General features: G+C 70.9%; 15 protein-coding genes. 5 read left to right on the top strand and 10 right to left on the bottom strand.

Annotation, left to right across the window (positions count from 1 at the left end):
* The coding region (locus tag ACZ63H_RS37530; protein ID WP_469872949.1) for a biotin/lipoyl-containing protein at positions 1-549 on the top strand (549 nt) is incomplete at its 5' end.
* A 23-nt stretch (positions 550-572) separates the two neighbouring features.
* On the opposite strand, the gene ACZ63H_RS37525 is transcribed toward ACZ63H_RS37530, so the two are convergent.
* Positions 573-1,091, bottom strand: coding sequence for a MarR family winged helix-turn-helix transcriptional regulator (locus ACZ63H_RS37525; protein WP_469872948.1), 519 nt, complete (start codon positions 1,089-1,091; stop codon positions 573-575).
* A gap of 83 nt (positions 1,092-1,174) precedes the next feature.
* Here ACZ63H_RS37525 and ACZ63H_RS37520 point away from each other — a divergent pair, with 83 nt between their 5' ends.
* The 4 genes from ACZ63H_RS37520 to ACZ63H_RS37505 all read left to right on the top strand — a co-directional run bounded on the left by ACZ63H_RS37520 (position 1,175) and on the right by ACZ63H_RS37505 (position 5,144).
* A complete protein-coding gene (locus ACZ63H_RS37520) occupies positions 1,175-1,978 on the top strand; it encodes an SDR family oxidoreductase (RefSeq protein ID WP_469872947.1) in 804 nt (267 codons plus the stop codon).
* A 528-nt stretch (positions 1,979-2,506) separates the two neighbouring features.
* On the top strand, positions 2,507-3,022 hold the full coding sequence (locus tag ACZ63H_RS37515) for a hypothetical protein (RefSeq protein WP_469872946.1): 516 nt from the start codon (positions 2,507-2,509) through the stop codon (positions 3,020-3,022).
* The gene (locus ACZ63H_RS37510; RefSeq protein ID WP_469872945.1) at positions 3,019-4,590 is read left to right on the top strand and encodes a multicopper oxidase family protein; all 1,572 of its coding nucleotides are present in this window, start codon (positions 3,019-3,021) and stop codon (positions 4,588-4,590) included. Before ACZ63H_RS37515 ends, ACZ63H_RS37510 begins: the two co-directional genes overlap by 4 nt.
* A 29-nt stretch (positions 4,591-4,619) precedes the next feature.
* A complete protein-coding gene (locus ACZ63H_RS37505) occupies positions 4,620-5,144 on the top strand; it encodes a hypothetical protein (protein ID WP_469872944.1) in 525 nt (174 codons plus the stop codon).
* A 425-nt stretch (positions 5,145-5,569) separates the two neighbouring features.
* Here ACZ63H_RS37505 and ACZ63H_RS37500 read toward each other — a convergent pair whose 3' ends face one another.
* From ACZ63H_RS37500 to ACZ63H_RS37460, 9 genes are all read right to left on the bottom strand, one after another.
* Positions 5,570-6,361 carry an ABC transporter permease gene (locus ACZ63H_RS37500; RefSeq protein WP_469872943.1) on the bottom strand — a complete coding sequence of 264 codons (792 nt, stop codon included), beginning with the start codon at positions 6,359-6,361 and terminating at the stop codon, positions 5,570-5,572.
* Entirely contained in the window at positions 6,358-7,335 is a 978-nt protein-coding gene (locus tag ACZ63H_RS37495) for an ATP-binding cassette domain-containing protein (RefSeq protein WP_469872942.1), read from the bottom strand. The genes ACZ63H_RS37500 and ACZ63H_RS37495 overlap by 4 nt, the downstream gene beginning before the upstream one ends.
* A gap of 134 nt (positions 7,336-7,469) precedes the next feature.
* Positions 7,470-8,312, bottom strand: a complete 843-nt coding sequence (locus tag ACZ63H_RS37490) for a DUF4097 family beta strand repeat-containing protein (protein ID WP_469872941.1) — start codon at positions 8,310-8,312, stop codon at positions 7,470-7,472.
* 81 nt (positions 8,313-8,393) lie between these two features.
* Complete coding sequence (locus tag ACZ63H_RS37485; protein ID WP_469872940.1) at positions 8,394-8,906, bottom strand: hypothetical protein; 513 nt, start codon at positions 8,904-8,906, stop codon at positions 8,394-8,396.
* 360 nt (positions 8,907-9,266) lie between these two features.
* Positions 9,267-10,193: an SUKH-3 domain-containing protein gene (locus ACZ63H_RS37480; protein ID WP_469872938.1), complete on the bottom strand. Its 927-nt coding sequence runs from the start codon at positions 10,191-10,193 to the stop codon at positions 9,267-9,269.
* Positions 10,190-10,561: a YwqJ-related putative deaminase gene (locus tag ACZ63H_RS37475; RefSeq protein WP_469872936.1), complete on the bottom strand. Its 372-nt coding sequence runs from the start codon at positions 10,559-10,561 to the stop codon at positions 10,190-10,192. The genes ACZ63H_RS37480 and ACZ63H_RS37475 overlap by 4 nt, the downstream gene beginning before the upstream one ends.
* Positions 10,562-10,571: 10 nt before the next feature.
* On the bottom strand, positions 10,572-11,057 hold the full coding sequence (locus tag ACZ63H_RS37470; RefSeq protein ID WP_469872934.1) for an SUKH-3 domain-containing protein: 486 nt from the start codon (positions 11,055-11,057) through the stop codon (positions 10,572-10,574).
* Between the two features lie 10 nt (positions 11,058-11,067).
* Positions 11,068-12,777: a YwqJ-related putative deaminase gene (locus tag ACZ63H_RS37465; protein ID WP_469872932.1), complete on the bottom strand. Its 1,710-nt coding sequence runs from the start codon at positions 12,775-12,777 to the stop codon at positions 11,068-11,070.
* A gap of 107 nt (positions 12,778-12,884) precedes the next feature.
* A protein-coding gene (locus ACZ63H_RS37460; protein WP_469872930.1) for an IS5 family transposase occupies positions 12,885-13,702 on the bottom strand; the annotation gives its coding sequence in 2 pieces (ribosomal slippage) (positions 12,885-13,360 and positions 13,360-13,702; 819 coding nt in all).
* Between the last annotated feature and the right edge of the window lie 131 nt (positions 13,703-13,833).

Genomic DNA, 13,833 nt, shown 5'->3' with positions numbered 1-13,833 from the left:
GTCGAGGGCATGGCCACCGCGATCCCCTTCCACCGCAAGGTGGTCACCGACCCCGCCTTCGCGCCCGAGGTCCACGGCCAGGACGGCCCGTTCACGGTCCACACCCGGTGGATCGAGACCGGGTTCACCAACGACATCAAGCCCTTCACCTCCCCCGCCGGCACCGACACCGACGAGGACACCGGCCGCGAGACGGTCGTCGTCGAGGTCGGCGGCAAGCGCCTGGAGGTGTCCCTGCCCTCCAGCCTGGGCATGAGCCTGGCCCGTACCGGCCTGGCCGCCGGTGCCAAGCCCAAGCGGCGCGCGGCGAAGAAGTCCGGCCCCGTCGCCTCCGGCGACACCCTCGCCTCCCCGATGCAGGGCACCATCGTCAAGATCGCCGTCGAGGAAGGCCAGGAGGTCGAGGAAGGCGACCTCGTCGTCGTCCTGGAGGCCATGAAGATGGAACAGCCCCTCAACGCCCACAAGTCCGGCACCGTCAAGGGCCTCACCGCCGAAATCGGCGCCTCCCTCACCTCCGGCGCCCCCATCTGCGAGATCAAGGACTGAACCGGGCGGGGGAGGGGGAGCGGTCAGCTCCGTACCGCTCCCTCCAGGTCGATCAGGAGCGTGCGCAGATCGTCGTTGAGCCGCCGTTGCGTGGCGAGGTCGAGGGCGGACAGCACCCGCGCCTCCGTCTCCGTCTTGGTGGCGAAGACCTCGAGCGCCCGCTGCTCCCCTTCGTCCGTGAGGCAGACGAGCACCTGGCGGCGGTCGCCGGTGTCGACCTCCCGGCGCACCCAGCCCTTCTTCTCCAGGGCGGCCACGCGCTTGGTGACCGCGCCGGTGGTCAGCTGCATGATGTCCTGCAGCGATCCGGCGGTCACCTGGTGCGGCGGGCCGACCCGGCGCAGCGAGGCGAGCAGTTCCAGCTCCCACGGCTCGATGCCGAAGACGGCCAGTTCGCGGCGGAGCCGGGTCTCCAGGTGGTGGGCGACGCGCTGCAACCGCTGGCAGAGTTCCTTGGACGTCAGGTCGGGCGCGGTGGAGACCTGCGCGACCTGCTTCATGATCACGTCGACGCGATCGACGGCTTGCTGGCGATCACCCATGGGTCTACCCTAGCTGCTGGTCATTATCTTCCTGGTCGTTTAACTACCGGGAAGCGACGCCGACGGATAGAGGTGCCTTGCCGATGACTCGTAGCGTCTTTGCGAACGGCCCGCTGGAGGGCAGGATCGCGCTGGTGACAGGCGGGAGCCGGGGGATCGGGGCCGCCACGGCCACCACTCTCGCCGGGCTCGGAGCCGATGTCGTGCTCACCTACCGAAGTTCACTGGACGAAGCGAAGGCCGTGGCGGCCGCGTGTGAGGAAAAAGGTGTCAAGGCCACGTTATTGCGGGCCGACCTGGACGCGGCCGACGGCGCCGAGGAACTGGTCACCGCCGTGCGCGAGCGCGTGGACCACCTCGACATCGTCGTCAGCAACGCGTGCGCCTCGTACCCGCGCGTACCGCTGGCCGACATGGACCCGACCGCGCTCGGCGACAAGGTCCGCAACGACGTCGTCCTGCTGCACCGGCTCACCACCGCCTTCGTGCCGGCGATGCGGGAGCGCGGGTACGGCCGGCTCGTCGTCATCTCCAGCGGCTCGTCCTGGGGCCCGACCGCGCCCGGCCTCGCCGCGCACGGCGTGACCAAGGCCGCGCTGGAGGGCTACGTACGGTACGCGGCCGACGAGTTCGGCGCCGACGGCGTGACCGTCAACGGCCTGGCCCTGGGTTTCGTCCTCACGGACGCCTCCTCGGTGGTCCCGCAGCCCGCGCGCGAGGCGCTGGCCAACGCGACGCCGGCCGGACGGCTCGGCACCCCGCAGGACATCGCCAACGCCGTGTCCCTGCTGGCGGACCCCGCCTCCGAATGGATCAACGGGACCACCCTCCCCGTGACCGGTGGCCTCAACTACCCGCTGAACCTGTCCCGCGTGCGCGGTCACTGAGGCGGCCCCGCTTCCGCGACGGGCGGAAGGGCGCGTACGGGCACGGGTCCGCTTCCGAAGGAGGCGAGCGGGGCGTGCCGGGCGCGCGTCCGCTTGCGTGGTGCGTGGTGCGTGGTGCGTGGTGCGTGGTGCGTGGTGCGTGGTGCGTGGTGCGTGGTGCGTGGTGCGTGGTGCGTGGTGCGCGGTGAGCGCGGGTCGGCCGGCGTCCGTACGTCACTCCGGCTCGCGCGCCGTTCGCGCCCGTACGCCCCTTCCGCCTTCACACCGTTCACGCCGGTGACCCGGTAGCCGTACGCCCCTCGTCGCTCGTGCGTCCGCTCCCGCCCGCGCGCCGTTCGCGCCCGCGCCTTGCCCATGGACGCGCGCCCTCCGCCCCCACGTCCCCCACCCCCGCGCGACAGGGCGGCCCGGCTACCCGCGCACCTGTGCCGGGGCCGTACGCGTCCACACCCGTACACCGGCCACGCCCGCACCCCTTCGACGCACGCGGGCCCCCACCCACCTGCCCGTACCGCACCGGAACACGTGATGCAGCGATCCTCCTCCGAAGCCGCGGCACAGACCGCGCCCCCCACCCGCGACCCGGGCGGATCCGGCCCCGGCGACCCGCCACGGCCCTCCCCGCCCGGCGAGCGGCCGCCCGCCCGCTGGGCGCACCGGCCGGTGATCGCCTTCCGGGTCGCCTCCGTGCTCTTCACCGTCAACACCCTCGTCCAGGCCGCGCTGGCCGCGCTGTTCGTCAACGGCGACGTGGGGCTCCTCACCGCCCACGACGTCAACGCGCACGTCCTGACGATGATGCTCGTGGCGGAGACGGCCGCCGCCACCGTCGCCTGGCGCGTGCGCGCGAACCGGGTGTGGCCCACGGTCCTCGGCGCCGTCCTCCTCGCCCTGATCGTCGTGCAGCAGATCGCGGGATACTCGCGCGACCTGCTGGTGCACATCCCGCTCGGCGTCGCCCTGTTCGGCGGCGCGTGCACGATGACGGTCTGGGCGTTCACCCTCACCCGCCCCGTCCGCACGCTCAGGGCGCAGAGCCGATGACCGCGCCCACCCCCTCCCGCCGGGGCTTTTTGCGGCTGGCGGCGGGCGGCGCCGGAGCGGTCGCGCTCGGCGGGCTGGCCGGCTGCGGCACGGACCGCCCCTCGACCGGCGCCCTGCTCGCCAGCGACCCCGAGGTGGAGCTGCCGCGCCCGTTCACGCTGCCGCTGACCGTGCCCGCCGTGGCGGAACCCGCGCACGGCACGGACGTGTACGAGGTGACGCAGCGGCGCGCCCTCGCGGAGATCCTGCCCGGCACGCGCACCGAGATCTGGTCCTACGACGGCACGTTCCCCGGCCCGACCTTCCGCGCCCGCTCCGGCCGCCCGGTCCGGCTCCGGATGACCAACACCCTGCCCGCGCCGACCTCGACCCATCTGCACGGCGGCGTCACCCCGCCCGGCTCCGACGGCTACCCCACCGACCTGCTGCACCCGGCGGGACACCGGGGGAGCCCCGCCGCCATGCCGGGCATGCGCGGCGGCACCATGTCCGGGGGCACGTCCGCCGGCGGGACGCGCACGTACACGTACCCGCTCCGGCAGCGCGCCGCGACGCTCTGGTACCACGACCACCGCATGGACTTCTCGGGTCCGCAGGTCTGGCGCGGGCTCGCCGGGTTCTTCCTCGTGGACGACGACGAGGAGGACGCGCTGCCGCTGCCGAAGGGCGACCGGGACATCCCGCTGCTGCTCTGCGACCGCTCCTTCGACGCCGACGGCTCCTTCCGCTACCCGTCGCTCGACCCCACCCTCACCCGCACCCCCGGCGTCCGGTCCGGCTACATGGACGGCGTGCTCGGCGACGTCCAGCTGGTCAACGGCCGGCCGTGGCCGTATCTGGAGGTGAGCGCGGCCCGCTACCGGCTGCGGCTGCTGAACGCCGCCAACGCGCGCCGCTACCGGCTGGCGCTCACCGCCTCCGACGGCCGCCGCCTGCCCTTCGTACGGATCGGCAGCGACCAGGGACTGCTGGGACGCCCGCAGACCCTCGACACGCTCACCATGGCCCCGGCCGAGCGCCACGACGTCGTGGTCGACCTCTCGCGGTGCGCGCCGGACACCACCGTCACCCTCGTCAACACCCTGGCCGGCGGGGCCATGCGCGACGTCCTGCGCTTCCACGTCACCAGCCGGGGACGCGGCCGCGACGACAGCAGGGTCCCCGCGCGCCTGTCGCGTCCCGGGACACTGCGCGCCGGGCAGGCCGTGACCACCCGGCACTTCGACTTCCGGCTCCGCTCGGACGGCATGTGGACCGTCAACGGCCGCGCCTTCGACCCGGCGGACACCTGGGCGACACCACGCCTCGGCACCGTCGAACGATGGCTGCTGACCAGCGACTTCCACCACCCCGTCCACCTGCACCTGGCGCACTTCCAGGTGCTGTCACGGGCCGGCGGGGCGCCCGATCCCGGCGACCGCGGCTGGAAGGACACGGTCGACCTGCGCCCGTACGAGGTCGTGGAGATCCTCGCGCGGTTCGACGGATACCGGGGGCGCTACATGCTCCACTGCCACAACCTCGAGCACGAGGACATGGCGATGATGGCCAATTTCCACGTGGTGTAGCAGACAACGATCCGAGAGGACGGACGCACATGCCGAAGAAGCAGAGCACCACAGGCGCGGCGACCGCACGGCGCGCCGCGGGCGTGGCCCTGGCCGCCGGGTTCCTGGCGCTGGCCGTGGCCACGCCCCGGCCCGCCCTGGCCGCCGGGGCGGCCGCGCCGGGCACGCCGGCGGCCCCGGCGGCCCAGGCCACGACCGTGCCGTCACCGGTGGGCACCTGGTCGGTGACCACCCAGGAGTCCGACCACCCGGCCTCGACGGGCACCCTGTACTTCCACGCCGACCACACCCTGCGGCTGGAGGCGCACAACGGCCCCGACGGCAAGCCGGTCTTCATCGGTACGGGCACGTGGCAGAGCGGGTACGGCGGCACGCTCCACTACGAGTTCACCCACCCGCTGCCGGGCACGCGCACCGGAACGGCCCACGTCGAGCTGGACGGCGTGCTCACGTCGCCGACCGCCTTCACCGCCTGCGGCCTGACGAAGCGCGTCTTCGACGACGGCGGGACCGAGACCGTTTCCATCCTCATGACCGGCACCAGGACCGCCTGACCGGCGTCACGCGGAGGACCTGAGGGGAAGCCGGGGGGCGCCGGAGCCGCTCGGCGCCCCCCGGGTCACGGAAGCCCGCGTCGGGGGACGCGGCACCGGCGGACGGGACCCGGCGACGGGCCCCGCTGCCCGCCCGGTGCGGGCGCTTCCGTTCCGCGCCGGCCCGTGACACGGCCACCGGGCGGACCCGGCGGCCGTGCCGGGGAGGGGGCGGGCGCTGTTCACGCCGTTCATCGAAGCCGCCCCGCCCACCCCGGACAACCGGGAACCGGGAACCCTGACGCGGCCCTGACGCACGCATACGGCCCCTTGACGCGGCCCGGGCCCCGGACCGGGGGGAACGGCGACGGCTCCGGGGCGGCGCACGCCGGCGTGGTGCCGGACGTGCACCGCCCCGGAGCGGGTCGGGGGTCGCGCCCCGGCCGTTACTTCGGCTCGCGGGCGAAGAGCGAGGTGGACCAGACGTAGCCGAGCACGGCCAGGGCGAGGCACCAGGCGACGGCCAGCCACCCGTTGTGGCCGATCTCGGTGCCGAGCAGCAGCCCGCGCAGGGTCTCGATGGCCGGGGTGAACGGCTGGTACTCGGCGATCGGCCGGAACCAGCCCGGCATCGCGTCGACCGGCACGAAGGCGCTGGACAGCAGCGGCAGGACCATCAGCGGCAGCGCGTTGTTGCTGGCCGCCTCGGCGTTCGGGCTGGACAGGCCCATCCCGACCGCGATCCAGGTGAGCGCCACGGAGACGAGCGTCAGCAGGCCGACGGCCAGGAGCCAGTCGAGTGCGGTGGCGTCCGTGGACCGGAACCCGATGGCCACCGCGACCGCCCCGACGAGGACCACGCTCATCACGCACTGGAGCACGCTGCCGACGACGTGCCCGATCAGCACCGACCCGCGGTGGATCGCCATCGTGCGGAAGCGGGCGATGATGCCCTCGGTCATGTCCGAGGCGACGGACACCGCGCTGCCGATGGTGGTGCCGCCGATGGTCAGCATCAGGATGCCCGGGACGAGATACGCGAGGTAGGCGGACCGGCCCGCCCCGCCGTTCCCGAGGCCCGCGCTCATCACGTCGCCGAAGATGTAGACGAAGAGCAGCAGCAGCATGACCGGTGTGAGCAGCAGGTTCAGCGTCATGGACGGGTAGCGGCGGGCGTGCAGCAGATTGCGCCGCAGCATCGTCGAGGAGTCGCGCAGGGCGAGGGACAGGGAACTCATCGGACATCCTCCTTGGTGGCGGCCGGCCGGCCGGTGCCGCTGGTCAGGGCGAAGAACACGTCGTCCAGGTCGGGGGTGTGCACGGTCAGTTCGTCCGCCTCGACACCGGCGGCGTCCAGCCAGTCGAGCAGGGAGCGCAGTTCGCGCTGGCTGCCGTCGCTGGGGATGCGCAGCGTCAGTGCCTCGTCGTCCGGCGTGACCTCGCGCAGCGCGGCGGCGGCGGACCGGTACGCGGACGGGTCGGAGAAGCGGAGCCGCACGTGTCCGCCGGGGACGAGGCGCTTGAGCTCGCCGGCGGTGCCCTCGGCGGCGATCCTCCCGCCGTCGAGCACGGCGATGCGGTCGGCGAGCTGGTCGGCCTCCTCCAGGTACTGGGTGGTGAGGAAGACGGTCACGCCGTCCGCGACCAGCTCGCGGACGATCTGCCACATGGTGTGCCGGGAGCGCGGGTCGAGGCCGGTGGTCGGCTCGTCGAGGAAGATGATCCGCGGGGCGCCGACGAGGGTCATGGCGATGTCCAGGCGGCGCTTCATGCCGCCGGAGTAGCTCTGGGCGGGCTTCTTGGCGGCGTCGGCGAGGCCGAACCGATCCAGCAGCCCGGTGGCGACCCGCCGTCCCTCGCGTTTGGACAGATGGTGCAGATCCGCCATGAGGAGCATGTTCTCCTCGCCGGTGATCAGCCCGTCGACGGCGGAGAACTGCCCGGTGACCCCGATCGCGGCGCGCACGGCCTGCGGTGCGGTGGCGAGGTCGTGGCCCGCGACCCGGGCCTGCCCGCCGTCGGCGCCGACGAGCGTCGACAGGATCTTCACGGTGGTGGTCTTGCCCGCGCCGTTCGGGCCGAGCAGCGCGAAGACGGAACCGGCGGGGATGTGCAGATCGATGCCGTCGAGGACGGTCTTGTCGCCGTAGGACTTGCGCAGCCCGGCGGCGGAGACGGCGGCGGCCGACGGCTCCATGATTGAAGTGCGCATGACAGACATGGCGACGGAACCCTCCCGTTGGAGTGGTGAGGCGGTGGAAGTGCCGAAGTGGCCGGAGCGGTGGAAGCGGTGCGAGGCGCCGAGGAGTCGAGGGGGCGGGCCGGCGCTCGGGCCCGGCCGGGCGCTCAGGCCCGGGCGCGGCGGACGTCGATGTTGCCGAAGCGGGTGCGGGCGCGGACCCGCACGGTGTCCTCGGCGGTGTCCGGGCCGCCCGACTCGGTGAGCGCGTTGCGCACCTGCCCGGAGCCGGCGCTGACGTCGAGCCAGGCGGCGGTGCCCTCGCGGATGCCGATGTCGATGGCGCCGTAGGAGGTCTCCAGCTGGACGGTGCCGCGGGCCACGTCGCCGACGCGCACGGTGCCGTGGGCCGTGGTGGCGGTGACCGAGTCCTCGGCGCGCCGCACCTCGATGTCACCGTTGGCGTTGCTCACCCGCAGCGCGCCGGTCACGGCGTCGACGATCGTGCTGCCGTGCGAGTTCTTCAGCACGGCCGGGCCGTCGAGGAGGCCGGCGCGCAGGCTGCCGGTGCTGGTGCTGATCTCGGCCCGGCCCTCGACCCGGTCCACGGTGATCGAGCCGTGCGAGGCGGTCAGCTCCAGCGGCCCGGTCGCGTCGAGGCGCACATCGCCGGACGAGGTCTTCACCCGGACCTCGCCGAGCCGGCCCTCGCCGAGCACCTGGGTCCAGGCCCCGGTCGTGTCGACGCGCGAGCCCGCGGGCAGCTCCACCGTGACGTCCACGACGCCGGTGCGGCCGAACAGGTTGGACTTGGGCGTCCTGATGGCGAGCGTGCCGCCGGCGTACGAGACCTCGGTCTGCTCGGCGGTGCGCACGTCCAGGTCCTTCTTGGGGTTGCGGGGCCGCACCTCGACGACGGTGTCGGGCCGGTCGCCCGCGGCGAACTGGATGGAACCGGCCTCCACGCGAGCGGTGACCGAGATCGGTGCGGGGGTGTCGAAAGAAGGCATGGCTGTCCCGTCCTCGTGAGTCTTCGGAACGTCCCCGCTGGTGGGACGTGGTGTGAGTGAAGTGGGGCGGGCGGGGGGCGGCTAGCGCACCCAGCCCGTGAAACGCTGTCCGACGGCCTGGCTCTTCTCCGCCGCACGGGGCCGGGAGCCACCGTCGACCGCGGCCGACACGGCCCGCACCAGCCACGCGTTGACCGACAGCCCCTCGCGGCTCGCGGCCTCCTCGGCCCGGGCCTTGAGGTGGGCGGGCAGCCGCAGATTCACCCGGGCGGTCCCGCCCTCGTCCCCCTCGGCCGGCCCCTTGAGGGCCTCGACGGCCGGGACCGGCTCGACCGGACCGCCCACCTCGGTGGCGGGCAGGGTCACCACGAAGTCGGGATCGAGCCCGCGCAGCCGCACGTCCACCGACCCGGGGGCGAGCTCCCGGGTGACTTCGTCCATGGCGGCCGACAGCACGTTGAGCATGGTCAGCCGGGCCGCCGACTCCAAGGGCGCGGTCAGCCTCCCGGCCAGCTCCCGGGCATCCTCCCCGCCGGCTTCGGCGGCCACCGCGAGTTCACGGCGAAGGGTTTCGACATAGGGCGTGAGGTCCATGACGCCATCATGGCACCATCATGACGCCATCGGCAAGCCTGTGGTGCCACCGGTGTCTTGAGAGTGTGCTTGTCGAGACGGAATGCCAGGTCAGGCTGGTGTGTGGACAGTGCGCCATCGGGGGCAAGGTGTCCTTTGGGATCGGCTGATGGTGTCGGATGGTGCCACGGTGGCGTCGTTTGGTGCCGCCTGGCCTCACTTGGAGGCCGAGGTGAGGCGTGACGCCGCCTGTCGCCGCGGAAGAGTGGCCGAGCTGCCGCGACTGCGCGCCGACGTGCCCCCGGGCCGGGGAGGCCGGCGATCACTTCCGACTGTGGTGCCGCGCGTCCTGCGGCAAGCACCTCGGTGGAATCCCGCCGTTCACGACATCTGCTGCAGACCGCGCAGAGCGTCGACGACTCGTGCGTGGACACTGCCGGTTTGCGCACCCGCTCCGACCCGGAGACCGACCTCGAGGTGGTCGGAGCGCATGGGCACATGCCCGAACCGGGCCGAGAACCCGACCAGACCGGCCGGGGTTTCCGCATGGGCGCCAGGCACCTCTACGGTCAGCTTCACCTCACAGCCCGCGCCGTCCGCGTTGGCCGCGAGCACCTCTTGCACGTCGCGAACGATCGGCGACAGTGCCTCCCCCAGGGGGCCATGCGGGATACCGATCGACTGCCGAGCGATCTCGGCCCCGATGCCGCGCAGACTGGTCAGGCTCAAGCAGATGCTCCTGGCACTGTAAAGACCGTGATGATGCAACAAGTACACGGCTGTCAGCGCTGCCTGCGCGGCTTCGACGACGGGGCTGTCACCCGCCCCTGTCCGCACGCCCCACGTGTACTCGGCATGGCGAAGCCTGCGTGGGGCCATTCCGTGGATCATGTTCTCGACGCCTTCGAGCGCGCTGTCCCCCACGTGCCAGGAGCCACCGAGACCTGAAGAGAGAAGCTGCCCCTCTTCACCCACAGCGAGTATGGAGTCGTTCTCGGTGACCCCGACCGGGAACAAAGGGATGTGGAGCCCGGCGGACAGGCGGGTCAACCGGACGAGCCGGAACCTGGCCTTCTCAGGATCGAGGGAGAACCCGATGGACGCCACCTCCCGGCCCGGTTCCACCGGCGAGTGATCGAGACCATAGAACTCGGTGAGAAAGGATCTCGCGGCGGGGAAGACCGGGAGGGATATCCCGTAGCTCCCCGCTACCGCGGCGATCCGCAACACGGCACGCATGGCCTCTTGTTCGACGTTCCTGCCCGCGGTCCAACCGATCCGCTCTGCAGCCCGGTGAAGCTGGTTCACCCCTCCACCACTTCGATGCCGAGTCGCTCCATCAGGGCCGCGCAAGAGCGGCAAGGTCTCGCAGGGCGTCCGTGCTCCGGGTCTCCTTCGGGACGGACCTTTCTCGCCACCATGGCCGAACCCGAGAAATGCTCCGCCGCATCGTCGAGGGTCGTTGCCCCCCCGCTCGGGCGCTGCTGGTCCAGGCCCCACAACTGATCGGAGATCAGCGCGGACTCCGCGCAGTAACCCATGAACGGTTCCCGCTGTGCCGCGGGAAGCTGCTCAAAAAAATCGGCCACCGCAGGATGCAGATCCGGTTCCGAATCCGCATCGAGGTCGGTCTGGCTGTAGATCTTACCGCCCACCAGCAATGATGCCGCGGTCATCGGAACATGCTCAGGCATAGTAGTCCTCCGCGTTTTCGAGGGGATACCCCCGCGAGTAACTCATCAATGCCGAGTACTTGTCATCGCCGAGGAAATACTCACCGCTGTGATGCAGATAGAAGAACCGTCCGGCCTCGTCCATGAGAACCGTTCCGCCGTCGTACGTGTCGTGCGCGACCGGGAAGACCTTCTTCCCCAGTCCGTCGGCGAGTTCTTGCACGTCTTCCGCCGCGCCCCGGTACATGAGGCGCGGATAGAACTCCACCTTGTCGTTGGTGGAAGCGTGCCGGGGTGCCACAAGACCGACGTGCTCGCGCAGGAATTCAAGAGCGGGCGCGATCACATCAAGACTGCCGCCGTCATCACGGAAATCCTCCAGAACGCTCGCCACCTCGGCGGCGGCGAGGTCGTCACACCGGCGTCCCGGATACCACCCCGCATTCGACAGCCAGGCATCCACCGCCTCGGGCGACTTCAAAACGGGCACAGTTCTCATCCTCTTTCGGTCAAACGGCCGTGACGCCGACGAGCGGCAGCATACGCTCACAGGAGGGGCAGGGCTTCTTGTATTCTCCGTGACTCAGATATCCGGGCCTGTTCGGATTCATATCGCCGATCTGCCGCGTATGCACCTGGGCCCCGTCCATTACTCTCCTGATGTCCTCGGCGCTCCGTATGTCCACACCATCACGCTCCGATATGGCGTGCAGCCGGTCGGAGATCAGGGCTACTTCGGCGCACTGTCCGTGGCCGGTCCCCACCAGCTCGCCCTCGGCCGCGGCCTGTCGCTCCACGTCGTCCAGGACGGACCGCAGAGCCGGATGCACGTCCAGGTGCTGTTGTGGATCAGGGTTCTGCGGGTTCGCCTTCAGCTTCGACACACTGGAGTGCCCGGTCAGAACCCCTTCGTGCAGCAAGGCCCCCGAACACCCCTGCTTGATTCTGCCCTTGCCCAGTACAGGCTGCCCGTCGGGCCCGTTGGCGGCCTTCTGCGCTTCGTCGGCCAGATCCCTCGCCTCCTGGATCAGCGCACGGCGCTGATCTTCCGGGCCGAGGTGATCGACTTGCATGGCGTCACGACGGTAGTGCCGCATCCGGCCGGCGCTTCGACCGTGCCAGTCGGGTTGCGGGTCCATGCGCCGGGGACCGTTCCCGGCGCCGTGTCCGCCGCCGTTGCCGCCGCCACCACCACCGCCACCACCGCCGCCCGTCGCACCGGGCGAATCGTCCTTGGGCACGTCGACACCGTCGGCCTCTTTGCCGACCTTGTGGTCGATGCCCTTCTGGAGCCGGGAGGCGGCCTTCACACGGTGCGGGATCTCGTCGCTGACGTGCTTGGCGGCACGGGTGACCGACTTGGCGGCAGCCGTGAGCGCCTTCTCCAGGGCGTGGTCGAACTCCTTGGTGAACCCGTCCCGGCCCTTCGTCCGGCCGAACGCGTTCTTCGCCTTGCCCAGGTGGATGTGGGCATTGCTGCCGAGGTCCCCGCCATGGAGGGAGAGCTTGCCGGCGCCGTCCTCGAACTCGGCATGGTCGATACGGGTCCGCTTGGCCGAACCGCCACCACCTCCACGTCCACCTCCGCCGCCCGCGGAAGCGAGGGACATGCCCCCCGCAGCGCCATGGCCCCCGGCGCCGGGGTTGAAGGCACCCTCGGCCAGATCGAGCGCCGCGTCGACGGCGAGCTCCTCCAGCTTCGCCGTGACCGGCTCCGCCAGTTTGGCGGCGATCTCCGCGAGGATCTCCTCGATCGCCTCCTTCACCAGCCGCTTCACGATCTGGCGCATCAGGACGATCTCGCCGGCGGCAGCGGCAGCTGATATTCCCAACGTGAGTCCGGACGCGGCGAGTTCGGCGACAACCGTCCCGGCGAGCACGCTCAGCTCGACCGCTGCCTTCGTCTTCATCGCAATGACGATCTCGGCGATCCGGTCACATACGAACGCGAACGTCCGCGCCACGTCCGGGATCTTCTCCAGGTGACTCGTCTTCACGTACGACCAGTGCTTCTCCATGGAGTCCACCGCCCAGCCCTCCGATGAGCTGAGGATGCGCGTGATCGCCTTGTGCGCGTCGCCACCATGGCCTTCGAACTGCTCCGCGAACTCCCGGAGCGAGTCGGCCATCTCCGTGTAGTCGTCCTCGTTCACGTTCGGCCAGTCGATCCCCGCGAGATCGAGGGCCCGATCGACGATGTCCGGCAGCACGATGCCCATGTCCTGCGTCCCCCGTGGTCTTCGGCGCTCCACCCGTCAACAGCGAGTGCCAGCTGAACACCGCTGCGCACCCACTACCAACTTGGGCAGGGATTTTAGACCGTGTCCTACGTGGTGAGGCGGACGAGTCGCTTGTAGCAGCACAGGGCGGCGGCGAGGCCGAGAAAGGCCAGGTAGTTGCGGGAATCGCGTTCGTAGCGGGGGCTCAAGCGGCGGTAGCCGGACAGCCAGGACATCGTCCGCTCGATGACCCACCTGCGGCGCCCTAATCGCTCGCTGGACTCGATGCCTTTGCGGGCGATGCGCACACCGATGCGCTTCCCGCGGAGCCATCTGCGCAGGTCGACCCGGTCGTAGGCTTTGTCGGCGTGCAGGCGCTGGGGCTTGAAGTAGCGTCCGCGGTGGGGGTCGTGTCTCGTTTGGTGACCCTCCATCATCGGCTTCAGTCCCTCGCTGTCGTGGGTGTTACCGGCGGAGACGCCGACGAGGAGGGACAGGCCGTTCGCGTCCGACAGGATGTGCATCTTGGAACCCGGCTTGCCCCGGTCCACGGGGCTCGGACCTGTGTGTTCGCCCCCTTTTTAGCCCTGACGTGGGCGGTGTCGAGGACGACGCGGGTGGTGTCGAGGAGGCCGACGTCGTTGAGCTGGTGCAGCACGGCCTCGTGCAGCCGGCCCCAGACACCGGCTCTCGACCAGATCAGGAACCGCCGGTGGGCGGTCGACTTCGATATCCCGAAGCAGGGTGGCAACGCCCGCCAGGCGCAGCCGGACACCAGGACGTAGATGATGGCGGCGAACAGCGTCTCATCAGGGGTGTCTTGCGTTCCGCCGCCCTGCGGCCGCACCTTCGGCGGCGGGATCAGCGGCTTCGCGATCTCCCACAACCCGTCCGGAACAATCCAACTCCACGTGCCCCGCCCCATGAACGGACCAACGATGCCTCACCACGTAGGACACGGTCTTACTGATCATTTCAGAATGAGTTTGGCTCACAGGCTTGGCAGTTGGGCCGGTGGGCGGCAGAGTTCTGTGTGTGTCGGATGATCTTGTGCCT

This window comes from Streptomyces sp. NPDC104831 (genome assembly GCF_055583025.1).
This window is presented reverse-complemented; position numbering and strand designations above follow the sequence as displayed.

Bases quoted from the DNA above. Each gene is read 5' to 3' on its own strand.
- ACZ63H_RS37525 (WP_469872948.1), bottom strand. From the start codon at position 1,091: ATGGGTGATCGCCAGCAAGCCGTCGATCGCGTCGACGTGATCATGAAG.
- ACZ63H_RS37520 (WP_469872947.1), top strand. From the start codon at position 1,175: ATGACTCGTAGCGTCTTTGCGAACGGCCCGCTGGAGGGCAGGATCGCG.
- ACZ63H_RS37515 (WP_469872946.1), top strand. From the start codon at position 2,507: ATGCAGCGATCCTCCTCCGAAGCCGCGGCACAGACCGCGCCCCCCACC.
- ACZ63H_RS37510 (WP_469872945.1), top strand. From the start codon at position 3,019: ATGACCGCGCCCACCCCCTCCCGCCGGGGCTTTTTGCGGCTGGCGGCG.
- ACZ63H_RS37505 (WP_469872944.1), top strand. From the start codon at position 4,620: ATGCCGAAGAAGCAGAGCACCACAGGCGCGGCGACCGCACGGCGCGCC.
- ACZ63H_RS37500 (WP_469872943.1), bottom strand. From the start codon at position 6,361: ATGAGTTCCCTGTCCCTCGCCCTGCGCGACTCCTCGACGATGCTGCGG.
- ACZ63H_RS37495 (WP_469872942.1), bottom strand. From the start codon at position 7,335: ATGCGCACTTCAATCATGGAGCCGTCGGCCGCCGCCGTCTCCGCCGCC.
- ACZ63H_RS37490 (WP_469872941.1), bottom strand. From the start codon at position 8,312: ATGCCTTCTTTCGACACCCCCGCACCGATCTCGGTCACCGCTCGCGTG.
- ACZ63H_RS37485 (WP_469872940.1), bottom strand. From the start codon at position 8,906: ATGGACCTCACGCCCTATGTCGAAACCCTTCGCCGTGAACTCGCGGTG.
- ACZ63H_RS37475 (WP_469872936.1), bottom strand. From the start codon at position 10,561: ATGACCGCGGCATCATTGCTGGTGGGCGGTAAGATCTACAGCCAGACC.
- ACZ63H_RS37470 (WP_469872934.1), bottom strand. From the start codon at position 11,057: ATGAGAACTGTGCCCGTTTTGAAGTCGCCCGAGGCGGTGGATGCCTGG.
- ACZ63H_RS37465 (WP_469872932.1), bottom strand. From the start codon at position 12,777: ATGGGCATCGTGCTGCCGGACATCGTCGATCGGGCCCTCGATCTCGCG.